Genomic DNA, 22,938 nt, shown 5'->3' on the forward strand with positions numbered 1-22,938 from the left:
AAAATTAGAACTAATTAATTTGAAAGTTGTTTTTCCGCCTTTGCGGATTTTTTCTTTTTTGCTTTTTGATAGTCCCCATATCCTAAAATTTCCAAAAGATCCTCAGCGGTCTGTTGTGGACTATACAGGGTAGTTACCAGTTCACCATTCGCGTCCTTATCGATCAAGATATGTTTGGGCTGTGGGATCAAACAGTGCTGCAGACCGCCAAAGCCCCCAATGGTCTCCTGATAGGCACCGGTATTAAAAAACCCAATGTACAAAGGTTTATCACGTTTGTACTTTGGGAGATAGATGGCGTTCATATTCTGCTCACTATTGTAGTAGTCATCGCTATCACAGGTAAGGCCTCCCAGCAAGACCCTTTCGTACTCATCGTTCCACCGGTTTATGGGCAGCATTATAAATCGTTTGTTAATGGCCCAAGTATCTGGCAGGGTAGTGATGAAGGAGGAATCAATCATATTCCATTTCTCACGGTCGTTCTGCTGTTTTTGGTAGAGGATCTCATAAATGGCACCACCGCTTTCACCCACGGTAAAGCTCCCGAATTCGGTAAAAATATTGGGAACGGGTACATCGGCTTCTGCACAGGCAATATTGATCTGGTTCAAGATCTCATCCACCATATATTGATAATCGTATTCGAAGGCCAGAGAGTTCTTTATTGGAAATCCGCCACCAATATTCAGGCTGTCCAAAGAAGGGCAGATTTTCTTAAGTCGCACGTACACCTTTAGACACTTTACCAATTCGTTCCAATAGTAGGCATTGTCCCTGATACCGGTATTGATGAAAAAATGTAGCATCTTAAGCTCCACTTTATCGTTGTCCTTTATCTGGTTTTCGTAGAACGGCACTATATTTTTATAGCCGATGCCCAATCTGGATGTATAAAATTCAAATTTGGGCTCCTCCTCCGATGCAATACGGATACCAACTTTGAACGTATCATTAATACTATCCGAAAGAAGTTCTATTTCCTCATAATTATCGATGATCGGGATACAGTTGTCATGGCCATTATTTATCAACCGGGCAATGTTATCGATATACTGCTCGCGTTTGAACCCGTTACAGATGACATAGGCGTCGTCCTTAAGTTTGCCGTCCTTTTTCAACTGTTCAACAATGTTGATGTCAAAGGCTGAAGAGGTCTCAATGTGAATATCGTTCTTTAAGGCCTCATGCATTACATGTTGAAAGTGTGAACTTTTGGTGCAATAGCAATAATGGTACTTACCCTTGTAATCGTTCTTTTTGATGGCATTTACGAACCAGTTCTTTGCACGCGCAATATTCTCGGATATTTTGGGTAGGTAGGTAAACTTCAAAGGGCTACCATATTCCTCGACCAATTCGTTTAGGGGAATATTGTGAAACTTCAAGTGGTCACCGTCTAATGTAAATTCCTCTTGGGGGAAAAAATAGGTCTGATCGATAAGATCAATATACTTGGTATTCATGTAAAAAAATATTTGATGTTTGAAAATACGGTTTAATAATTAATAAAATGTGCTCATATCATGTTAAGAAAACATGATGTATTTTCAAATCAAATAAGAATTTGTTTTTGGGTGGTGGGAATGAAAAAATAGATGTGCTGACTCTGCACGATCGAGGAGTTACATTCGGAAGTTAGCTTTAAAATTCGGTTGCTTATCTTATAAGCCATTTTTGGGTTTGACTTCCTAATTCCCAAAAACCCGAACATAGAAACAAATTGCATTATGTTCAGCTAAAGACCATGGCCTTACATTGAGTTAACCTCATATTTTAGGGCACAAATGAAAACAAAAAAATTGAAAAAACAACCGTTTTCAAACAAAATACGTTCAAGGACCAATAATTGTTCAACAGAGTCGGGTTTATGATTTTTTTAAATTTACAAAATATTTATATTCAGTATCTTACCAAGAATATTAATCAATATATCCATGGAAATGAAACATCTTAAAATAATACGAATACTACCTTTTGTGGTAATGGCCTTGCTGATATCCATGGCAAATGCCCAAATTGCGGCCGGTGTCTATCTTTCCGATCATGATAATACGCAGCACGAACTTAAAATCAACAAGGGTTATCTGACCTATTCGGTATACAAATTGGACCCGGCCGAATTTATAAAAACGGTAGGTGGGTTTTATACTGCGGATGAAAAGATGCTAAAAGTACAGCTCGAGTTCAATTCGGATTTTGAAAAGGACGGAATCAGGGCATTGGAAATGCCTTTTTCCATGGATGGAGATAAGATCATAATACACATGGAGGATGCCATAACCTTCGAAAAAAAAGAATCCTTGAACCAAGCCCTGGACGGGCAATGGCTGTTTGCTACGCGTGGTCCCGATACGGGCCAAGAACGCCGGGGCGATGAAAACCCAAGGAAAACCTTAAAATTCCTGATGGACGGTCGGTTTCAATGGATTGCCTACCAAACAGAGACCATGGCCTTTTCTGGAACTGGGGGCGGCAGTTTTACTTCGGTGGACGGGGTCTATACGGAGAACATCGAGTTTTTCTCCCGTGATAACGATCGGGTAGGTGCCCGTCTAGAATTCAACTACGAAATCAAAGGTGACGATTGGCATCATACCGGCAATAATAGCAGGGGGGAACCCATGTATGAAATATGGTCCAGAAGAAATTGATGTAATTCCTTTTGCTTAAAATCCACAAAAAACCCTATTTTTGCCAGCCTATTTGGCCTCGTAGTTCAATGGATAGAATAGAAGTTTCCTAAACTTTAGATGCAAGTTCGATTCTTGCCGAGGCTACAAATAAATGCATATAGATTCACCGAAGGTGTTACATACGAAAATAAAAAAAGGACAGCTTGCTGGTCCTTTTTTTGTTGAAATTTGTAAAGCGTTAGCTTTCTATATGCATTTTCAACATGAGACACAAAAGAAAAACGCGGTTATCTCTTGTCGAGGCTACTTTAAACAAAAAGTGGGAATCCTATTTCTCCTTTTTTTGTTTGCGTTTAATAGTTGAATTATTAGGTTTTGTTATTTTGCCCCACTATTCTTCAACTGGCTATCCATACTATCCTCCGCAAATTTCCCCTGTACGCTCCAGCCGCCATCTACGTAGAACAATTGGCCTGTCACATAACTGGACTCATCAGAAGCTAAGAATATAGCCGGCCCAATCATTTCCTCCGGTTCTCCGGTCCTTTGCATGGGTACCACCCGACCCCAATTTTCTTTATACTCCGGATCCTCATTCAAGTTCCGTTCCGTGTTTATTGGGCCCGGTCCAAAGGTATTCACCCTAATTTTAAACGGAGCCAATTCCACCGCCATTTGTTTGCTCATGGCCTCTATGCCTCCCTTACTGGTGGAATAACAGATGAGGTTCTTCACACTGAGTACGGAACAGATGGAGGATATATTGATGATACTACCGCCCTTTCCATTTTCCTTCATGAGGCGTGCCGCTTCAATGGAACAAAACAGGGTTCCCTTTATATTCAGGCCGATTACCTTGTCGAACAAGGCTTCATCGGTATCAAAAAAATCGCTCCAACCAGTAATTCCGGCATTGTTGACCAAAATATCCAATTGGCCATACTCCTGACGAATATAGGCGAACATTTTCCGAATCTCCGCAACCTTGGACATGTCCCCTTCGTACAACTCGGCTTTACCGCCCATTTTAACAATACTTCCTACTACTTGCTTAGCATAATCCATCCCAGGTAAATCATTGATGATTACGGTAGCCCCTTCCGCAGCGTAGCCTAAAGCGATTTCCTTCCCTATGCCCTTACCGGCACCCGTTACCAATGCAATCTTATTTTTTAGTCTCATTGCTTAACCGTTCAATTTAATGAACCCACCATCGATGGGATAGTCCGTACCCGTAATAAATTGCGCCTCATCACTACATAAATATACTGCCAAAGCGGCAATTTCTTCAGGTTTGGCCATTCTGCCAATGGGCTGCGTTTTTGATAATTTCTCAAACATCTCCTCTTGATTATCGGGGAAGTTTTTGGCGATAAATCCATCCACAAAAGGGGTGTGTACCCGGGCAGGCGAAATGGAGTTACAAGTAATATTGTCGTTTATAAAATCCTTGGCAACGGTTAAGGTCATATTCAATACCGCAGCCTTGGACATGGAATAGGCAAACCTATCTGATATTCCTAGGGATGCAGCAATGCTTGCCATGTTCAAAATACGTCCGCCGCCATGTTTTTTCATTAAAGGAATACATGCATGAAGACAATTATATACGCCTTTTATATTGATTCGATAGATTCGGTCAAATTCAGCTTCCGAAGTACTTTCAGCCGTACCAATGTGGGCGACCCCGGCATTATTGATCAAGATATCAACTCTGTCAATTCTATTAAAGATTTCTACAACGGCTAATTGATTGCTAACATCACACCAATGGAAATAGCCCTTACCCCCATTTTCAATGACCGTTTTCAAGGTTTCGTTGGCCGCTTTTTCATCGACCTCCAAAATATGTACTACGGCACCTTGCTCCGCCAAGACAACGGCAATGGCCCTTCCAATTCCGCTGCCAGCTCCGGTGATGACGGCAATTTTTCCTTTTAAACTAAACATATTAAATATCGCTATATTTAGGCATTACTACATTTTTGTTCTTGCCGGCCCAAACCTTCGATTTCCAGGGCTACCTCATCCCCGGCCTTTAAGTATATGGGAGGTTTCATACCCAAACCTACGCCAGGTGGCGTTCCCGTAGAGATGACATCACCAGCTTCCAACGTCATAAATTGGGACAGATAATGCACCACATAATAGCAATCAAAAATCATCGTCTTGGTATTTCCATCCTGCATTTTAACCCCATTGACCCAAAGCTGCATTCGTAGGTTATGTACATCGTCTAATTCATCTGGGGTGGCCAAAAAAGGACCCAAGGGATTAAAGTTGTCACAGGACTTGCCCTTGGTCCACTGCCCTCCCTTTTCCAGTTGAAAGGCTCTCTCCGATATATCATGGGAAATACAATACCCCGCGATGTATTCCTTGGCCTCTTCCACGGAATCGAGATATCTTGCATCCTTCCCAATTACGATGCCCAGTTCCACCTCCCAATCGGTTTTTTGGCTGTTTCGTGGGATGAGGATGTCGTCGTTGGGGCCTACTACGGTGTTCGCTCCTTTTTGAAAGATGATGGGCTCTTCGGGAATGGCCATACCTGATTCGGCCGCATGATCCGAATAATTTAGACCGATGCAAATCACCTTCCCAGGACGCGAAACACAGGATCCCAAACGTTCCTTGGAATCCACTTCCGGTAACTTGGATATATCCAAAGTTCCCAATTTTTGAAGTCCCCCACTCTGAAAAAAGGCTCTGTTCCAATCCGTAAACTCATTGGAAAGGTCCCTTCTGATACCTTTTTCATCCAGCACTCCCGGTTTCTCAACTCCTTGTTTTCCAAATCTTATTAGTCTCATTATGAATAATTTAGTTCTTATATAAAAATCCGGGCACACCTTGGTACCCACCGTTTCGAATTACAAATAAGGAACCCGCCAAAGGTTGCTTTTTCAATTCTTCCTCGGTCAGATCCACTTTTGCGGAGGTCACATACAAATCTTTTAAGTCCTCACCTCCAAAGGTACACGAGGTGATTTTCGCCACGGGTAGTTTGATCCGGGTTAACAATTCACCATTTTGCGGGTTCCAACGGGTCACTTGCCATCCGCCCCAGTGGGCAATCCAGAGCATACCCTCGGAATCGATGGTCATCCCGTCTGGAAACCCCTCTTTTTCATCTATTGAAATAACCACCCTTTTATTAGATATCATGCCCATTTTAACCTCAAAATCATACGCTACGACACTCCCCGTAGGCGTATCTATAAAATAAAAAAGGGTATGATCCGCATTCCAAGCCATACCATTTGAGATAGTGCTGTTTTCAATCTTTTTACTACTAATCCCGTTCTCGAACATATAGACCGAACCGGCTCCCGTTTCCTCTGAAAGGGCCATACTGCCGACCCAAAATCTTCCGGCGGGGTCACAGGCACCATCGTTGAACCTATTTCCTTGTATATCTTTTTCAGGGTGGTCCACATAGGTTATCAATCCGGAATCCCTATTCAAAAATCCGATGCCTCCCGTAGAGGCCAAAATAAAATTTTGGTCCTTACAAACTGCGGCGCACCCTATCATTTTACCGATCTCATATCGCCTGTACGCATCCGCATGTACCACATATTCATGAAGATGCCCATTCAAAATATCCACCCAACAAATGGCCTTTTTATGGGCATCCCAAAAGGGACCTTCCCCCAATTCGCTTTTATGTGGATGTACCGTTGCTATTTCCATGGGTCTAATGGCATTCATTAAAATTCTTTATTCATAAACCTCTACGACCATTTCAACCTCTACGGCCATGTTTCCAGGCAAGGATCCCATACCCACGGCGGCCCGTGAATGCTTTCCCTTTTCACCGAAAACCGCGACCATCAAATCTGAATATCCATTGATGACCTTGGATTGGTCCGTGAACTCCGGGATGGCATTCACCATGCCTTTAACATTTACAATGCGTTTCACCTTGCGCAGATCGCCCAACTCCTCCTTTAGGACGGATAACTGGTTGATGCCCGCCTCCCTGGCCGCATTATATCCTTCTTCCACGGTTAAATCCAAGCCTAATTTTCCAACCACGTTCTCACCATTGGCTTGTCTAGGGCCTTTTCCAGCTAAAAAAAGTAAGTTGCCCGTTCGTACGGCGTGTACATAGTTCGCCACGGGTGAACCTATTGGCCTTAGTTCGATTCGCAAAGCCGACAGATTTGCTTCAGGGTCGTAATCCTCATCCATGGTCACCTTTTCTAGGGCCTCTTTGGGCGGTTCATTCTTGCAACTTAAAACGATGCATAATGCAATAAGTGGTAATGTCTTTCTAAGTATCATGATGTCACTGTATCATTTTTCCTCCAAGGTAGTCTTAAACAGGGTAGTTTACAAATAGGAAAACGGTCTGTTTTACAACTACTTAAAAATCATGCAAACATTTCCAAAACCTCATTATCGTGTATAAGCAAACACTTAAACTATGATTTTCTTAAAAAATAGGGGAAATTATCGCATTTTTCTTAGCTTAGCATGCTAACCAAAAAACAAATTAACAAAACCAACTAATATGAGTTCAACAGCAACTTCAAACGTAAATGCGAACAGATTGTTCTATGCAAGTTGTTTCGCTTTGATTACAACAGCCTTTTCCTTTAGTATCAGGGCTGGTATTTTACCGCAATTGGGAGAGGAACTGAGCCTTTCCGCAGAACAATTAGGATTTATTAACTCCATGTGGTTTTTAGGATTTCCAATATCTATGGTAATTGGAGGATTGATTTACCATAAGGTTGGAGGAAAGGCCATTATGAATTTTGCCTTTTTTGCCCACGCCTTAGGAATTATCCTAACCATCTATTCCGGTAGTTACACAGGTCTATTGATTTCTACCCTGCTTATTGGACTTGGCAATGGTTGTACCGAGGCCGCTTGTAATCCAATGATTGCAGATGCCTATCAGGGTACAAGAATGAGCACCATGATGAACAGGTTCCACATGTGGTTTCCCGGGGGCATTGTAATAGGTAGTTTGATTTCAAAATTTATGACGGATGCCGGATTGAGTTGGGAATCCCAAATTTGGGTTATCGTTATCCCAACACTTATTTACGGATATCTATTCTTAGGACAAACTTGGCCAAAAGCCAAGGTGGAGGAAGGTGCTACCTTGAGTGGTAACCTAAAAGCAATGATTTCTCCGCTTTTTATTTTCATGATCGCCTGTATGGCACTGACCGCCGCCTCAGAATTCATTCCACAACAGTGGTCCAGTATCATACTGGCAAAAAGTGGTGCCCAGCCTATGTTGATTCTAGCCTTGGTTACGGGTATTATGGCCGTTGCCCGATATTTTGGTGGTGATATGGTCAAAAAATTCGACCAAACCGGGGTATTGCTAGGGTCTGCTGTTTTAGCTACGATAGGTGTATATCTATTTAGTACCCAAACTGGAGCCATGGCTTATGTAGCCGCTATCTTTTTTGCCTTGGGCGTTGCCTATTTCTGGCCTAACATGATAGGTTTTGTAGCCGATAAAATCCCAAAAAGCGGCGCTTTGGGTATGTCCATTATAGGAGCCGTGGGAATGTTTTCCCAAACAATCTTTCAACCCATTACGGGAATGTGGATTGATTCCGATTTAGAAAAAGTAGCCGCCACCGGACTCACTGGTGATGAATTGGAATTGGTAGCAGGACAGGAAACCATGCGCACTATAACCATTTTTCCTGCATTGGCCGTTGTGATGTTCATTATCCTATATTTTTGGATGAAAAACAAAAAATCATCTGGTGAAGTAGCCACGGCTTAATATAGAAACAATACCATAAAAAAGGGATCCCGTACAAGGTCCCTTTTTTTATTGCCCCTGAACGGATTCTATTGCAATAGTATCTCTAATATCTCTAGGGCGGCATCACTTATTTTAGTTCCCGGCCCATAAATGGCAGTAACTCCTTTTTCCTTTAAGAATGCATAGTCCTGTTTGGGGATTACGCCCCCAACAATAACAAGAATATCGGCCCTGCCATAGGCTTTAAGTTCTTCGATAACGGCAGGGACCAAGGTTTTGTGTCCGGCCGTTAAGGAGGAAATCCCCAAAATATGTACATCGTTCTCTACGGCCTGTTTGGCGACCTCTCCCGGTGTTTGGAACAAAGGGCCAATATCCACGTCAAATCCCAAATCGGCATAGGCGGTGGCCACCACCTTGGCCCCACGATCGTGTCCGTCCTGACCCATTTTGGCAACCATAATTCGTGGCCTTCGGCCTTCCTTTTCCGCCAATTCGTCGGCTAGCTGAATCGCCCTTTTAAAACTTTCGTCCTGTTTGATTTCCTTGGAATACACGCCTGTAATCGTATTGGTTTTTGCCGTATGCCTACCATAGGCCCTTTCAAGCGACGTGCTGATTTCGCCCAAAGTCGCCCTGGCCCTAGCTGCTTCGACTGCTAAAGCTAATAAATTATCACGCTGTTTGTTTTCTTCAAGTGAATCCTTTGCCCCTTTTGTAAGTTGATCTAAAAGTCGCATTACTGCTGTTTCATCCCGATTTTTCTTGATGGTTGCGAGTCGGGATAGCTGTTGCTCCCGAACCTTCTCATTATCCACCTCCAAAATACTCAGGACATCTTCTTGTTTCAATTGGTATTTGTTAACCCCTACAAGTACATCGGTTCCACTGTCCAATCGGGCCTGTTTTTTGGCCGCTGCCTCCTCAATGCGCATTTTGGGGATTCCTGCCTCTATGGCCTTTGTCATTCCACCTAATTCCTCCACCTCTGTTATGAGGTCCCAGGCCCTTTGTGCCAATTCATGGGTTAGGGTTTCCAGATAATAGCTGCCGGCCCACGGATCCACCGTTTTCGTAATTTTAGTTTCCTCCTGAAGAAATAATTGGGTCTCACGTGCAATCCGTGCCGAAAAATCGGTGGGTAAGGCAATGGCCTCGTCCAGGCCATTGGTATGTAAACTTTGTGTCCCACCAAAGACCGCTGCCATTGCCTCGATGGTGGTTCGCGCCACGTTATTAAAGGGGTCCTGTTCCGTTAAGCTCCAACCGCTTGTCTGGCAGTGAGTGCGTAGCATGAGGGACTTCACCTGCTGCGGACCAAACTTTTGTACCAATTTTGCCCATAACATGCGACCCGCACGTAACTTGGCGATTTCCATAAAATGGTTCATCCCGATCCCCCAGAAAAAGGAAAGCCTTGGTGCGAAATCATCGATTTTGAGTCCGGCTTCAAGACCTGTTCGTATATATTCCAAGCCATCGGCCAAGGTATAGGCCAATTCCATTTGGGCCGGAGCACCGGCCTCGTGCATGTGGTACCCGGAAATACTGATGCTATTGAACTTGGGCATAAACTTACTTGTGTATTCAAAAATATCGGCGACCAAACGCATAGAAGGCCCGGGGGGATAGATATAGGTATTCCTCACCATGAATTCCTTAAGAATATCGTTTTGGATGGTTCCCGATAATTGCTCTTTGGATACGCCCTGTTCCTCAGCGGCAACAATGTAAAAGGCCATGATTGGGATTACCGCCCCGTTCATAGTCATAGAAACCGACATTTTATCCAGCGGAATGCCATCGAACAAAATCTTCATATCCTCCACGGAATCGATAGCAACCCCAGCCTTGCCAACATCGCCCACAACGCGTTCATGGTCGCTATCATAGCCCCGATGGGTGGGAAGGTCAAAGGCGACCGACAGACCCTTTTGTCCTGCCTCCAGATTTCTTCTGTAAAAGGCGTTACTTTCCTCGGCCGTAGAAAACCCGGCATACTGCCTGATTGTCCAAGGTTTCTGGACGTACATGGTAGGATACGGACCTCGTAAAAAAGGTGGCAAACCCGCTGCAAAATCCAGATGCTCCAATCCGCTCAAATCCCATTTCGTGTACACCTTTTTTAAGGCAATTCCTTCCGCTGTCACAAATTCCTCCTGGGAGCTATTGGTGGAATCATTCGTGGCATTCCCGGTTTTAAGTTTGATATGTTGTACGTTCCTTCTACTCATCGTTCAGCCTTTTTTGTTCCATGGCTTCGGCCAAGCGTGATTCTATTATGGGTACTGTCAAGGTTTTTCTGGACCGGGTTTTCACAAAAGGGTACAGCTCCAAATCGGCTTTCATCCTATCAGAACCGGTTATAAATTTATTCGTGCCTACCAGCACTTGCCTCCCGGTATCAAATTCAGCCTGTTGCTTATTGGCGGCTTCCTTAATCTTTTGTTGTACGGTGCCGTTTTTCAATTGCCGAAGGAAACCGCCCTCGCGTTCGACCGATTTAAAAAGTTCCAAGGCCTTTTCCGCCAATTGGGCGGTCAAGGATGCGATGTAATAGGCACCATCGGCAGGATTATGTACACTATTGAAATAGGCTTCCTCCTTGAGAATCAATAACTGGTTTAGGGCAATTCGGCTTGAAAACCCATTGTCCTTATGGTATATTTTATCGTAAGGGTGATTGAAAACTACCTCCGCCCCGCCTAAGATTGCGCTCATACATTCTGCCGAAGTCCGGACCATATTCATATTGTAGTCATACAACGTTTTGTTCCTCTTGGAAGGTTCCGCAACGATATGGCAGTCCGCCGTGAGACCGTAATCTTCCATCAACGTTTTCCAGAGTAGCCGCAAGGCCCTAAGCTTAGCTATCTCAAAAAAATAATTGCCCCCAACGGACACCTTAAATGTGACCCTTCCCAGTTTATTTAATAGGCCTTTGTCATACAAATGCTGTACATATTCATGGGCGTGGGCGAGTCCGTATCCCAATTGCTGCACCATATCCGCCCCGGCATTTTCATACAAGGTGGTGTCGATACTCAAAATGGTATCCGCCCCGGTTTGTAGCAGCACTTCCAGCTCTTCATGGTCTTTGTTCAGGTTGTGGAACCAATTTCCGGTACGGGCCAAATTCCCGATGATATCGATGTTCAATTGCAGATTGGATGTTCCTTTGCCTACGGATTTGAGCAGGGAGGTTATATAGGACCCTGATAGAAATTGAAATTGGAACGACACCGGAATTTTTTCCAAATCGACATCCCTTAAAAGCGCTTCAGGCTTTACTTCAATATCGGGAATGGTAAAATCTAGCACCTCGACCCCATTTTCCAATCCTTTTAATGCCCTTTTGTTCGCCGATTTCGCATTGCCGGCGTACATGGATTGCCCTATTTTCCATGAGGTGATTGTACCCGTGGCAGGTAAGGTTTCTTCAAGATCCTCCCTGTGATAAAAAGGTTTTACATGGATTCCTTCCCGGGAAGTCCATAGCAACTCAGTATTGTAATCGGCTCCCTTTAGGTCATACTGAATTTTCTGTTTCCAAGCTTTGGCGGAAACCGGGGGAAAATCGTTAAAAAGAGGCGTTGCCTGTTTTTTTGACATTACGGGATTATATCAATGGTACTTTCCCAAAGATACGATAAGAAATAAGGAAAAACGACTGCTTACAGCAACCTGTAAAATACTCTTTTAATTACGTATTCACCCAGTTTTTAAAGGCCGTGGCCTTGGCCTTGCTAACCACCACTTTTTCATCACAGGCGGGAGATAGGGTTATAATGAGCTTTCCGTTGAAGTAGTATTTGATGCTTTCCAAGGCATCTTTTTTTACAATGAACTGTCTATTGACACGGTAGAATTTTGCAGGGTCCAAGCCCTCCTCGATTTCTTCCAACTTGGTGTCCATTACATACGATTGATTATCTACCGTAACTCCTTTAACGATGCCCGTATCGATTCTAAAATAAGCGATACTATCCGCTTTTAAGGGAATTAGCTGATCCCGGTGACTTACCAAAAAGGTCTCCCGGTAATTTTGCCCTCGACCACCGATCAAATTTAGTAGACTGTCTATTTGTTGCTTGTCTATACCCTTGTCCGGTGTCCTACTTTTAAACTTTCTTATGGCTTCTAAAAGTTCAACCTCGTCTATGGGCTTTAAGAGATAGTCGATACTGTTCACCTTAAAAGCTTTTAGAGCATATTGGTCGTAGGCCGTGGTAAAAATGATGGGAGTACTAACCTTAACTTTTTCGAAAATTTCAAAGGAAAGTCCGTCCGCCAGATGGATGTCCATAAAAATGAGGGATGCCTTGTAGGGTACGGAAAAATATTCTACCGCATCGGTCACGGATTCCAGAACTTGTTCCACTTCAATGGTTTCATCAATGGATTTAAGTAAATAGGCCAAGTTTTCACTGGCCGCCAATTCGTCCTCTACGATGATTACTTGCACACGTTTAAAATTTGGTTATTATTTTGCTTTTTAAACATTCCCTTCTTAGAAGGTATATAGCTTACAATAAAACTCAATGTAACTACATGCTTCTCATGCCAAAGGTAACTCCACACTGAAAATATCGTTGTCCTGCCGAATACTTAAGTCCTGTTTTAATAGCAGAGCATAGCGTTTTTTCAAATTTATCAAACCGTTCTTTGTTCCATCCGCCAAATTGGTCCTTGGCCTGATAATGTTCTCTACAAAAATAGACCCGTTCCTTTGTAAAATGTCCACTTTAAGTGGGTGGGAAGCGGATATCTCATTGTGCTTTACGGCATTTTCAACCAGCAATTGTAAGGCCATAGGCGGTAGTTTTTTATCCAAAAAAGACTCGTCAATCTTTATATTCAACTGGAAACGATCTCTATACCTCGTTTCAATGAGATATGCATAACTTTCCAAATACTTCAACTCCTCCTTAACCGTCACCAAATTGGAGTCTCCGCTTTGGAGGATATATCGGTACATATATGAAAGTTTGTTCACAAATTGTGTTGCCGGTTTATTGTCCCTTATCAAAGAAGTTAGCGAGTTTAAGGAATTGAACAGAAAATGTGGGTCTATCTGATTCTTTAATGCGGCAAGTTCGTTTTGAAGGTTTTGCTGTTTTAACCGTTCGTTCTCCAATTTACTTTCCTGCTGATCTGTCTGCAAGCGCAATACCCTAGCTATAAAAAAAAGGACTACGGTAAGTACTACGTAATTGAATTTCACAAACCCCCAATCACGTTTATCTATATCAACGCCCATCACATGATAATACATAAAATGGTATAATGTCAATAACAACAGTAAAATAAGAAAATCAATCACCACTACTATGACCAATTGTACGGTATGCCTTGCCTTTATCTTTTGATATACCAAATTGGTATTTACTTGTAGAATCAAATAAGAGAATAAAGCAAAGAAGATATAACGATACAGAAAATCCATTACCAACTCACCGGAAAGGTCAATACTTCCACCGGAAAACATATTATATAGATAAATAGACCTGGGAAGCGAAATAAGAATGGCCAAAAGCAAGGAAACCTTGATTATCTGTCCGGCCTTTATTGGTTTTATCATAGTGGTTGGTCGCATGGATTCTTAGGCTTTAAAAGTACATTAATTTTGGTTGTTGGACCTTGTATGGAGAATAGGCCTCCAAGTTAATGAAGGCCTATTTAAAGGTGCTAACTAACAACAATCAACCACCTGTTACTTATATGCATTGAAATCTTTTGGGAGGTAAAGGGCTACATCAAAACCCAAATCCACTTCTTCATCTTCTTCAAGAACCACAATATCCTCAACAGCTAATTCCATTCCGTCGTAGGCATTAAAACCCAAAGGAAGGTATTCTGCTGTATCGAAGCCCAAATCCACTTCCTCCTCGATCTCGAACACGACGATTTCGCTGGCATCCAGGTTGGCTGACTCTATGGCAATTTGCAATCCTTCGGCAAATGGATTATATTTTGTCGTATGCGGATTGTGCTCCAAATTTTTAAGGTTGCAATCGCCTTTTGCCGAAATCAATAAACCCCCCAAAATTCCTATCCCTAGTAAAACACTTACTTTTTTCATTATATCTATTTTTAAATTATTTATCTGTTTACGAATTATTTACAGGGCAAATGTAGGATAGAAGTAGTGCCTCAAGGGATGTTTTAGTGTGAAGTGACTGAAAATTGACCTGAAACCGCTTCGTGTTAAAATGAAGCAACGGCACCTATTTAATTGCAAGCGGAAAAAGATATGTGTAAACCCGAAGGAATATAAAAAACTAAAAAAAGTACCCCTTTAAAACTTAATTCAAAGGGGCACCAAATAATTTAAAGAAAGAACTACACCGATTTTTGGGAAAACTCGCCATCTACCAAACGCCAAACGCCCAAGGGATTGTCGTTTTTAAGTTCCGGTGGAAGTAAACTTTGCGGATAATCCTGATAACAGACCGGCCGTACAAATCGCTTTATGGCATTGGTCCCCACAGACGTTGAACTTGGTGCCGTTGTAGCGGGGAACGGGCCTCCATGAACCATGGAATGACATACCTCCACCCCGGTGGGATAACCATTCACCAATACACGCCCAACTTTCTGCTCCAAAATTTCAAATAGTTCTGCATATTCCTCCAAATCTTCCTCGGTAGCGTGCACGGTGGCCGTTAAATGGCCTTCAAGATTTCTTGCGGCATTCAAAAGATCCTCCTTAGCTGATGCTTCAACCAATATGGAAGAAGGACCAAAATTTTCTTCAGAGAGTTTACTATTTTTCAAATAGGTGTCTATCGTAGTTTTGAAAACCTTTGAACAAACCCCGATACCCCCACCTGCGGATTTTCCTTCGCCCAGAACTTCCAAGTCCTTTGTTCCTGAGAGTTCTTCCAACCCTTTATTATAGGCCGATTGGATTCCAGCCGTAAGCATGGTTGCCGGCTCGGTAGCCTTTATTTGATCTGATAACACCTCAAGAAATTCATTGGATTTATCCCCTTTTGGATAAAAACTAAGACCGGGATTGGTGCAAAATTGGCCAACGCCCATATTAAGTGAATTGGAATAGCCTTGGGCCAATTGCGACGCACGCTCCTTAAGTGCTCCCGGTAAAATGAACATGGGGTTTGTACTTCCCATTTCAGAAAAAACGGGAATTGGAATGGGCCTTGAGTTTGCATAATTGAATATAGCCATACCCCCATTGTAAGATCCCGTAAAACCAACAGCTTTTATTGCTGAATGCTTCACCAGATTTTCACCGACTTCGATCGAGGTTCCCTGAACCAAGGAAAACACACCCTCTGGTAACCCTATTTTTTCGACGGCCTTTTGAATGGCACCTGCAATCATTTCCGTGGTTCCTGGATGCGCCGGATGCCCTTTGTATACCACAGGACATCCCGCTGCCAAGGCCGAAGCCGTATCACCACCAGCTGTTGAGAATGCCAATGGAAAATTACTTGCCCCAAAGACCGCAACCGGACCCAATGGAATCAACATATGTCGTATATCCGATTTGGGCAGGGGCTCCCTATTAGGTTGTGCCAAATCAATGCGGGCATCTACCCAAGAACCTTCCCTTACTACACTAGCAAACAATTTTAATTGATTCATGGTTCTTCCCCGTTCTCCGGTAAGCCGTCCCAATGGCAAAGCAGTTTCTAGATTACAACGTTCAAGCAGGGCATCACCCAATGCAAGAATTTCATCGGCAATTGTTTCCAAAAATTTAGCTTTGGTCTCGTTATCAAGCCTTCTGTAAGCCTGAAAGGCCTTGGCTGCATTTTGAGCGGCTTGGTCTACATCTTCCCAAGTGGAATTTTTGAATTCACCTTCTAGCTTTTCTCCTGTTGCAGGGTTTATTGCCTGATAATAGGTTGTTTCTTTACTCATTTGTTATTCTTTTTCCTTGGATTCATTAATTTACCCCTAAAATTAGCGAAACTGTTAGAGCTGACCTCAGCATTCCAGCATGATTTTAGGTTTTTATAAGGATACTCCCCGTTTCCATGGGATAAAATCATCCTGTCCTAAGATATCCGCCTTTGCCGTGATTTCACCGCTTGCCACTTTTATGACATATTCCAAAATTTCCTCGCCCATTTGTTGGATGGAAGTCTCTCCCCTGATTATCGGTCCTGTATCGATATCGATGATATCGGGCATTTTCTTGGCCAATTCCGTGTTGGAGGACACTTTGATTACGGGAGCGATCGGGTTTCCCGTGGGCGTTCCCAAACCGGTCGTGAAGACAACTACATTGGCACCAGATCCCACCATACCCGTAGTACTTTCCACATCGTTCCCGGGGGTGCAAAGTAGATTGAGACCGGCCCTGGTCACATATTGCCCATAATCCAAAACCGCCTGTATGGGTGAGGTACCTCCTTTTTTTGCGGCTCCGGCAGATTTCATCGCATCGGTAATCAAGCCGTCCTTGATATTTCCCGGTGAAGGGTTCATATCAAAACCAGAACCTACCCGTTCTGCCGATTGTTCATAGGCCTTCATCAAATCAATGAATCTTTCGGCATCCACATCCCTAACACATCGGTTTACCAATTCCTGCTCCACACCACATAGTTCAGGAAATTCGGAGAGCATGGGAGAACCTCCCAGTGCGGCCAAAATATCCGAAGCATATCCCAGGGCAGGATTGGCGGAAATTCCCGAAAAACCATCGGAACCGCCACATTCCAATCCCATATTTATTTTGGAAAGCGGTGCCGGTTTCCTTTCGATTGTATTCGCCTCCTTGATTCCTTCAAAAGATTCCAGGATAATTGTGTTCAGCATCTCCTCAACGGTCCCCATTTGTTGCTGTTCGTAGATCAATACAGGTTTTTGAAGGTCATTATCCAACGATTTCAAGGCATCTTTCAGGAGGCCTATCTGTAAATTTTGACATCCCAAACTTAGGACCGTAGCTCCCGCTACATTGGGATTTTTAATGTAACCCGCCAATAACCTGGCCAACATTTCCGAATCTTGGCGCGTTCCTCCACAACCTCCTTGGTGTGTGATAAACTTAACTTCGACATTTTCAAAAGTCCTCTCGCCCAGCACGGCATCCTCGTCAACATTGGGGCGCTTGCCCTGTATGAGTTGCCGTAGCAATTGCCGTTGCCTGCTTATTTTGCCAAGGCCCAGTTCCTTTTCAAAAGCATCCTTTAAAATCTGAATATTTCTGTTTTCACAAAAGACCAACGGAAAGAACAGCCATACATTCTGCGTGCCAACTTGCCCATCTGGTCTGTGGTAGCCCAAAAATGTCCTATCCTTCCATTTGGAAATATCTGGAGGGTTCCAACGATACTTTTCCGTTCGTCCTTGTAGGCTTTCGCTTTGATGCTTTACGTTCTCCGTGGTTAAGAGCCCGCCTTTTTTGATGGGCTTGGTTGTCTTGCCTACCAAAACCCCGTACATGGTTATTTTAGCGTCTTTTGATAATTCTTCCAGTGCAATTTTATGCTTTGCATTTGTAAGATTCTGAATTTGCAAATTGTCATTTTGAAAAGGGACAATTTCACCTTCGGAAAGATTTGTCAGGGCTATCCCAACATTATCATCCTCGTGTACTTTGATCAACCGTTGTTGCATAGTTCTTACTTGTAACCTTCCTCAAATTCTTGATATCCTTTTTCCACACCATGGGTCTCCAAAAACCGCAAGGCACCTTCCATGGCCAAAGGGAGTCCGTCTACCTGATTTAAATCGGTATCCCAGAACGTGGTATTTCCCAGTAGTTCATTTACCATTTTTTCTAAGGGAAGCTGCCAACGATTTTTAAACGTATTGATGATAGCTTCATCATCATTCAAAGGCATTTCATTTCCTTGCCAATGCCCTTGATAAAATCTGACCAAACAGGCAAAGGCAAATACCGTTCTCAACGGCAATTTTCCTTTCATTTCAACATATTCCAAAAGACTGGGCAGCACCCTAACCTTAAATTTTGAAATGGAGTTTAAAGCGATACTGGACAATTGATGCTTAATAAACGGATTTCTAAAGCGATCAAAAACTTCTTCGGCAAAAACTTCCAATTCCTGCTTGTCCATGGCCAAGGTTGGGACCACTTCCTCAAGAATTAGGGACCGAATAAATTCCCCTGTAAACACGTCGTCCACTGTTTCCTTTACGGTTTCGTTGCCATATAGCAATGCCATGGGGACCATAGCGGTATGGGCACCGTTCAATATTCGCACCTTTCTTGTCCTAAAAGGCTGCATATCCTCCACGATACGAACATCCAAAGGCGTCTTATGAAATGGAAGTCTTTTCTTCAGATTATCATCCCCTTCAATGACCCATAGAAAAAATGTTTCGGCAGTGACTATGAGTCGGTCATGATATTCCAATTGTCGATTATACTCCTCAATATCGTCCTTTGGATAGCCCGGTACAATCCTGTCTACCAAGGTATTGTGAAATGTGCAGGCATTCAAGACCCAGTTTTTAAATAGCCCCGAAAGCTTCCAAAGATCAATATATTGCAGGATAACTTTTTTCAAAGTGTCCGCGTTATAATTGATCAGTTCACACGGAATAATCGTCAGCCCAAAATCTTGATTTCCATCAAAGTAATGAAAGCGCTCATACAGTAAGCAGGTCAGTTTTCCAGGAAACGAACTGGGTGGGGTCATATCAAATAGGTCTTTCCCATCATAACGAATCCCAGCTTCGGTGGTATTGGATATCACAAACTCGAGGTCCTTCTCACGAGCCAATTCCAGAAATTCTTCAAAATTATCATAGGGATTGACACCCTTTACAATGGTATCTATAAGCATCTTCTCCTGAACCTCCTTACCTTTCTTAATACCTTTGGTGAATAAGGTGTACAACCCATCCTGTTCGTTCAACACAGAAACCATTCCGTTTTCAATGGGCTGTACCAAGGCCACCCCTGCATTGAAACCTACGGTATCGTTCAATATTTTAATGGCATAATCCACAAAGGCCCGTAAAAAATTACCCTCCCCAAATTGTACCACTTTTATGGGCAAGGCTCCGGAATTTGAAGATGATTCTCTATTAAGGTTTTCCATACTGGATTATAAATCGAACAAGCTTGGCAACCACAAACTCAATTCGGGAATGTAAGTTACAAGGAACAAGGCGATAATCATAGCTACAAATAATGGCAGCAGTGGCTTAAAAACCTTTTCAATGGTGGTTTTGGCCACACCGACACCCACAAACAAAACAGAACCCACAGGAGGTGTACAAAGCCCAATGCAGAGATTCAATACCATGATGATTCCAAAATGTACGGGGTCCAAGCCCAATTTCGTGACAATCGGTAAAAATATAGGCGTAAAAATTAATACGGCGGGCGTCATATCCATGAATATCCCTACAAAAAGTAGTATTAAGTTGATGATTAACAAGATGACGATTTTGTTATCGCTTAAACTTAACAGACCCGAACTAATATCCTGGGGTATATTTTCATAGGACAAGGCCCAGGACATGCACATGGACGCACCAATGAGCAGCATGACAATGGCCGTAGTGGCGGATGAATTCAATAGTATTTGTGGTAGTGATGAAAAACTTATTTCCTTGTAAATAAAACCAAGAATCAGACTGTACAACACCGCAATTGCAGATGCTTCCGTTGCCGTAAAGACACCTGTCACAATTCCTCCAATGACCACGACCAACATAAAGAGACTCGGCAATGCTTCAATAAAGGTTTTCATAACCTGTTTAAAACTACTTCTCCTTCCAACCTTATACTTCTTCTTCTTGGCCCATACCAAGGCGACAATCATGAGAAATAGACCTGTCAATATCCCTGGAATATAGCCTGCCAGGAATAGGGCGGCGATAGAGGCACCACCACTGGCCAAGGAATATACGATCAACACATTGCTTGGGGGTATGACCAAACCTGTAGTAGAGGAGGTAATGTTCACCGCAGCTCCAAATTCCCTTGAGTATCCTTCCTTTTCCATTTCTGGTCCTAAAATACTACCCATGGCCGAGGCCGAGGCCATTGCCGAACCCGCAATTGCCCCCATGAGCATGGCGGCAATCACATTTATCAAGGCGAGCCCCCCTGGGAGGGAACCAACCAGGGTTTTAGCAAACGCAATCAATCTATGGGCGATACCCCCCTTATTCATGAGCTCACCGGACAATATAAAAAAGGGAATGGCCAATAAGGCAAAGCTGTCTAGACCGGTTGCCATGCGCTGGGAAACCGTCGTCAATGCGGGAACTACCGGAATACTCACCAGCATAGTTAGGAGGGATGAAATAGCGATACTCCAAGCTACCGGCGTACCAATGGACAATAAACAAATAAAGCTGAGTACCAAGACCAGAATGGGGATATGTTCCATCATGACAATAGCTTTTTTAAATCCGAAGTCTTGTAGTACATTATTAAAAGACCGCTAATGGGGATGATCATATAAACTACCGCTAAGGGCAATTGGAGGGCGGGGGATTGTTGGCCAAGGACATACGAGATATAGACCAGCCTAGAGCCACCTATAACAAATGCAAACAGTACGAACAATATAATCAACGAATACACTATGGCCTTGAGTACTTTCTGTCTTCGCTTGGTTGAACGGGCAGGCAGAATATCAATGGCCACGTGAAGATTTCGCCCAGACACATAGGCCGCTCCCAAAACCCCGATCCATATCATTAAGTACCGCGCCAACTCATCCGTAAAGGAACTGGGATTACCGGTTACAAACCGGGTAAACACCTGCCACAATACGTTGATGACCATTACGGACATGATAAATACCAGTGTTCTGCCCAAAATCCTATCTATTGTCGCTCTCATGTGTTAATTGGTTTCCTGGATTTGCTTAATAAGTGGGTATATTTCATCATCATCCTTATAGCTTTCAAATATCTCGGATACCTTTTCGACGAAAGGGGCCTTGTCAGGCCTGATTATTTCAACGCCCGCTTTTTCAACTTCCCTAAGGGCTTCCGCCTCCGCTTCCGCCCAAAGTTTTCTCTGATATTTTATGGATTTTTCAACCGATGCATTCAACCATTCCCGCTCCTGTTCAGTGAGTTTTTCCCAGGCATATGTTCCGATCAAGAGTACATCGGGCAATACGGTATGCTCGTCCAAACTATAGTATTTACATACTTCATAATGTCTTGAAAGATAAAAACTTGGAGGATTGTTTTCGGCACCGTCCACCACCCCTTGTTGAAGGGAAGTATAAAGCTCACCCCAAGAAATGGGGGTGGGAGACCCGCCCAAAGCCTTGACCATGTTTACGGCCGTGGCACTTTCCATCACCCGAATTTTTTCCCCTTCCAAATCTGAAGGCTTTAAAATAGGCTTGTTCATCGTATAAAAACTACGACTCCCAGCATCATAGTACCCCAAACCTTTTAGCCAATATTTTTCCCCATCTTTCAACAACATTTCCCCTATAGGCCCATCCAAAACATCAAACGAATGCTGTCTGTCCCTAAAAAGAAAAGGCAAACCCAACACTTTCATTTTGGGAGCAAAGTTCTCAAGCACACCTACGGATACCTTGGTCATATCCAAACTTCCTATCTGCAACAGTTCCAGGCATTCCCTTTCAGTACCCAGTTGCTGACTTGGATAGATTTCTAGTTTTAGCCTACCTCCTGAACGCTTTGCCAAATCCTCACCCATGGACACCATGGCTTTGTGAACCGAATGGCTAACATCTAGACCATGGCCCAAACGTAAGGTCTTTACGGCATTTTCATCGGAACAGCTAAGCACTACTAGTGCCGTGACCAATCCATAATATAACCGATGAAACTTCATATGACTATTTTCTGAGGGATTTTATCAGGGCCAAGGTATCCCTTACGCTTTTGGTCAAACCTTCAAAATTCTTGTTCGTCAAAACCTCATTACTGATTAGCTGGGAGCCCATTCCCACACAGGTCACCCCGGCATCGAACCAGCCTTTTAGGTTGGCTTCGTCCGTACTTACGCCGCCCGTGGGCATGACACTGGTCCATGGTTGTGGGCCTTTGATGGCCTTTACAAATTCAGGTCCGTATGTGGATCCTGGAAACAGTTTAATGATCTCGCACCCAAGTTCCTCGGCACGGTTGATTTCCGTCAGGGAACCACAACCCGGGGACCAAAGCACTTTTCGTCTGTTACAAACGATCGCGATATCCTCCCTTAGTGATGGGGTTACTATAAAATTGGCCCCCATCTGCATGAAAAGCGAGGCCGCCGCCGCATCCGTAATGGAGCCAACCCCCATGATCATACCGGGAAGTTCCTTTACCGCATATTTGTTAAGTTCCAGGAAAACCTCAAATGCAAAGTCCCCTCGGGCGGTAAATTCCATCAATCTCGCCCCACCATCATAACAGGCCATTAAGACCTCTTTACCCAATTCGATATCTGGGTGGTAAAATAACGGAACCATGCCCGTTTCTTTCATGGTCAAAGCGACCTTTATTCTTGAAAATGTTGCCATAAGCCCTTCCTATATAAACCCTTCCAACGGTGAGGATTCCATTCTTTAAAATTTTAATTCTTAATTTTCATGATAAAGCTATTTTTCCCTCTACAAC

General features: G+C 43.3%; 20 protein-coding genes and 1 tRNA gene. 3 read left to right on the plus strand and 18 right to left on the minus strand.

The annotated features are described in order from the left end of the window. Positions 1-14: 14 nt before the first annotated feature. Complete coding sequence (locus F0361_RS05030) at positions 15-1,466, minus strand: arginine decarboxylase (RefSeq protein WP_154917485.1); 1,452 nt, start codon at positions 1,464-1,466, stop codon at positions 15-17. A 477-nt stretch (positions 1,467-1,943) separates the two neighbouring features. Between F0361_RS05030 and F0361_RS05035 the strand changes: the two genes are divergently transcribed. Beyond that, a complete protein-coding gene (locus F0361_RS05035; RefSeq protein WP_246160808.1) occupies positions 1,944-2,654 on the plus strand; it encodes a DUF4488 domain-containing protein in 711 nt (236 codons plus the stop codon). Positions 2,655-2,708: 54 nt separating this feature from the next. Beyond that, positions 2,709-2,780 (plus strand) — tRNA-Arg (locus F0361_RS05040). Between the two features lie 234 nt (positions 2,781-3,014). Here F0361_RS05040 and F0361_RS05045 read toward each other — a convergent pair. Genes F0361_RS05045 through F0361_RS05065 form a run of 5 tightly spaced genes read right to left on the minus strand, consistent with a single transcriptional unit; the run spans position 3,015 to position 6,926 of the window. Next, a complete protein-coding gene (locus tag F0361_RS05045) occupies positions 3,015-3,818 on the minus strand; it encodes an SDR family NAD(P)-dependent oxidoreductase (protein WP_154917486.1) in 804 nt (267 codons plus the stop codon). Between the two features lie 3 nt (positions 3,819-3,821). Further along, entirely contained in the window at positions 3,822-4,586 is a 765-nt protein-coding gene (locus tag F0361_RS05050) for an SDR family NAD(P)-dependent oxidoreductase (RefSeq protein WP_154917487.1), read from the minus strand. 17 nt (positions 4,587-4,603) lie between these two features. Next, entirely contained in the window at positions 4,604-5,449 is an 846-nt protein-coding gene (locus F0361_RS05055) for a fumarylacetoacetate hydrolase family protein (protein ID WP_154917488.1), read from the minus strand. A gap of 10 nt (positions 5,450-5,459) precedes the next feature. After that, positions 5,460-6,350: an SMP-30/gluconolactonase/LRE family protein gene (locus F0361_RS05060; RefSeq protein WP_154917489.1), complete on the minus strand. Its 891-nt coding sequence runs from the start codon at positions 6,348-6,350 to the stop codon at positions 5,460-5,462. 9 nt (positions 6,351-6,359) lie between these two features. Continuing rightward, positions 6,360-6,926, minus strand: a complete 567-nt coding sequence (locus F0361_RS05065) for a RidA family protein (protein ID WP_154917490.1) — start codon at positions 6,924-6,926, stop codon at positions 6,360-6,362. A 229-nt stretch (positions 6,927-7,155) separates the two neighbouring features. Between F0361_RS05065 and F0361_RS05070 the strand changes: the two genes are divergently transcribed. Beyond that, positions 7,156-8,397, plus strand: a complete 1,242-nt coding sequence (locus tag F0361_RS05070) for an MFS transporter (protein WP_154917491.1) — start codon at positions 7,156-7,158, stop codon at positions 8,395-8,397. Positions 8,398-8,465: 68 nt separating this feature from the next. Here F0361_RS05070 and scpA read toward each other — a convergent pair whose 3' ends face one another. From scpA to F0361_RS05130, 12 genes are all read right to left on the minus strand, one after another. Next, entirely contained in the window at positions 8,466-10,613 is a 2,148-nt protein-coding gene (scpA, locus tag F0361_RS05075; protein ID WP_154917492.1) for a methylmalonyl-CoA mutase, read from the minus strand. Continuing rightward, the gene (locus F0361_RS05080; protein ID WP_154917493.1) at positions 10,606-11,991 is read right to left on the minus strand and encodes a methylmalonyl-CoA mutase subunit beta; all 1,386 of its coding nucleotides are present in this window, start codon (positions 11,989-11,991) and stop codon (positions 10,606-10,608) included. Before F0361_RS05080 ends, scpA begins: the two co-directional genes overlap by 8 nt. Before the next feature lie 91 nt (positions 11,992-12,082). Further along, positions 12,083-12,844 carry a LytR/AlgR family response regulator transcription factor gene (locus F0361_RS05085; protein WP_154917494.1) on the minus strand — a complete coding sequence of 254 codons (762 nt, stop codon included), beginning with the start codon at positions 12,842-12,844 and terminating at the stop codon, positions 12,083-12,085. Between the two features lie 93 nt (positions 12,845-12,937). Further along, positions 12,938-13,960, minus strand: a complete 1,023-nt coding sequence (locus tag F0361_RS05090) for a sensor histidine kinase (RefSeq protein WP_161598204.1) — start codon at positions 13,958-13,960, stop codon at positions 12,938-12,940. A 132-nt stretch (positions 13,961-14,092) separates the two neighbouring features. Continuing rightward, on the minus strand, positions 14,093-14,461 hold the full coding sequence (locus F0361_RS05095; RefSeq protein WP_154917495.1) for a hypothetical protein: 369 nt from the start codon (positions 14,459-14,461) through the stop codon (positions 14,093-14,095). Between the two features lie 260 nt (positions 14,462-14,721). After that, complete coding sequence (locus F0361_RS05100; protein ID WP_154917496.1) at positions 14,722-16,269, minus strand: aldehyde dehydrogenase (NADP(+)); 1,548 nt, start codon at positions 16,267-16,269, stop codon at positions 14,722-14,724. A 93-nt stretch (positions 16,270-16,362) separates the two neighbouring features. After that, complete coding sequence (locus F0361_RS05105; RefSeq protein WP_154917497.1) at positions 16,363-17,976, minus strand: UxaA family hydrolase; 1,614 nt, start codon at positions 17,974-17,976, stop codon at positions 16,363-16,365. Between the two features lie 5 nt (positions 17,977-17,981). After that, complete coding sequence (locus F0361_RS05110) at positions 17,982-19,427, minus strand: tagaturonate reductase (RefSeq protein WP_154917498.1); 1,446 nt, start codon at positions 19,425-19,427, stop codon at positions 17,982-17,984. A 6-nt stretch (positions 19,428-19,433) separates the two neighbouring features. Continuing rightward, complete coding sequence (locus F0361_RS05115; RefSeq protein WP_154918498.1) at positions 19,434-20,729, minus strand: TRAP transporter large permease; 1,296 nt, start codon at positions 20,727-20,729, stop codon at positions 19,434-19,436. After that, entirely contained in the window at positions 20,729-21,187 is a 459-nt protein-coding gene (locus tag F0361_RS05120; RefSeq protein WP_154917499.1) for a TRAP transporter small permease, read from the minus strand. The genes F0361_RS05115 and F0361_RS05120 overlap by 1 nt, the downstream gene beginning before the upstream one ends. 3 nt (positions 21,188-21,190) lie before the next feature. Beyond that, entirely contained in the window at positions 21,191-22,168 is a 978-nt protein-coding gene (locus F0361_RS05125; RefSeq protein WP_154917500.1) for a TRAP transporter substrate-binding protein, read from the minus strand. A 4-nt stretch (positions 22,169-22,172) separates the two neighbouring features. Beyond that, on the minus strand, positions 22,173-22,841 hold the full coding sequence (locus tag F0361_RS05130; protein ID WP_154917501.1) for a bifunctional 4-hydroxy-2-oxoglutarate aldolase/2-dehydro-3-deoxy-phosphogluconate aldolase: 669 nt from the start codon (positions 22,839-22,841) through the stop codon (positions 22,173-22,175). Positions 22,842-22,938: the final 97 nt, after the last annotated feature.

Source organism: Maribacter flavus (assembly GCF_008386635.1).
Classification (GTDB): domain Bacteria; phylum Bacteroidota; class Bacteroidia; order Flavobacteriales; family Flavobacteriaceae; genus Maribacter; species Maribacter flavus.

What these genes read in the sequence shown, in the direction of transcription:
- F0361_RS05060 (WP_154917489.1), bottom strand. Translation starts at nt 6,350, where the DNA reads ATGAATGCCATTAGACCCATGGAAATAGCAACGGTACATCCACATAAA.
- scpA (WP_154917492.1), bottom strand. Translation starts at nt 10,613, where the DNA reads ATGAGTAGAAGGAACGTACAACATATCAAACTTAAAACCGGGAATGCC.
- F0361_RS05065 (WP_154917490.1), bottom strand. Translation starts at nt 6,926, where the DNA reads ATGATACTTAGAAAGACATTACCACTTATTGCATTATGCATCGTTTTA.
- F0361_RS05105 (WP_154917497.1), bottom strand. Translation starts at nt 17,976, where the DNA reads ATGCAACAACGGTTGATCAAAGTACACGAGGATGATAATGTTGGGATA.
- F0361_RS05050 (WP_154917487.1), bottom strand. Translation starts at nt 4,586, where the DNA reads ATGTTTAGTTTAAAAGGAAAAATTGCCGTCATCACCGGAGCTGGCAGC.
- F0361_RS05100 (WP_154917496.1), bottom strand. Translation starts at nt 16,269, where the DNA reads ATGAGTAAAGAAACAACCTATTATCAGGCAATAAACCCTGCAACAGGA.
- F0361_RS05095 (WP_154917495.1), bottom strand. Translation starts at nt 14,461, where the DNA reads ATGAAAAAAGTAAGTGTTTTACTAGGGATAGGAATTTTGGGGGGTTTA.
- F0361_RS05090 (WP_161598204.1), bottom strand. Translation starts at nt 13,960, where the DNA reads ATGATAAAACCAATAAAGGCCGGACAGATAATCAAGGTTTCCTTGCTT.
- F0361_RS05130 (WP_154917501.1), bottom strand. Translation starts at nt 22,841, where the DNA reads ATGGCAACATTTTCAAGAATAAAGGTCGCTTTGACCATGAAAGAAACG.
- F0361_RS05030 (WP_154917485.1), bottom strand. Translation starts at nt 1,466, where the DNA reads ATGAATACCAAGTATATTGATCTTATCGATCAGACCTATTTTTTCCCC.
- F0361_RS05080 (WP_154917493.1), bottom strand. Translation starts at nt 11,991, where the DNA reads ATGTCAAAAAAACAGGCAACGCCTCTTTTTAACGATTTTCCCCCGGTT.
- F0361_RS05120 (WP_154917499.1), bottom strand. Translation starts at nt 21,187, where the DNA reads ATGAGAGCGACAATAGATAGGATTTTGGGCAGAACACTGGTATTTATC.
- F0361_RS05115 (WP_154918498.1), bottom strand. Translation starts at nt 20,729, where the DNA reads ATGGAACATATCCCCATTCTGGTCTTGGTACTCAGCTTTATTTGTTTA.
- F0361_RS05055 (WP_154917488.1), bottom strand. Translation starts at nt 5,449, where the DNA reads ATGAGACTAATAAGATTTGGAAAACAAGGAGTTGAGAAACCGGGAGTG.
- F0361_RS05125 (WP_154917500.1), bottom strand. Translation starts at nt 22,168, where the DNA reads ATGAAGTTTCATCGGTTATATTATGGATTGGTCACGGCACTAGTAGTG.
- F0361_RS05035 (WP_246160808.1), top strand. Translation starts at nt 1,944, where the DNA reads ATGAAACATCTTAAAATAATACGAATACTACCTTTTGTGGTAATGGCC.
- F0361_RS05045 (WP_154917486.1), bottom strand. Translation starts at nt 3,818, where the DNA reads ATGAGACTAAAAAATAAGATTGCATTGGTAACGGGTGCCGGTAAGGGC.
- F0361_RS05070 (WP_154917491.1), top strand. Translation starts at nt 7,156, where the DNA reads ATGAGTTCAACAGCAACTTCAAACGTAAATGCGAACAGATTGTTCTAT.
- F0361_RS05110 (WP_154917498.1), bottom strand. Translation starts at nt 19,427, where the DNA reads ATGGAAAACCTTAATAGAGAATCATCTTCAAATTCCGGAGCCTTGCCC.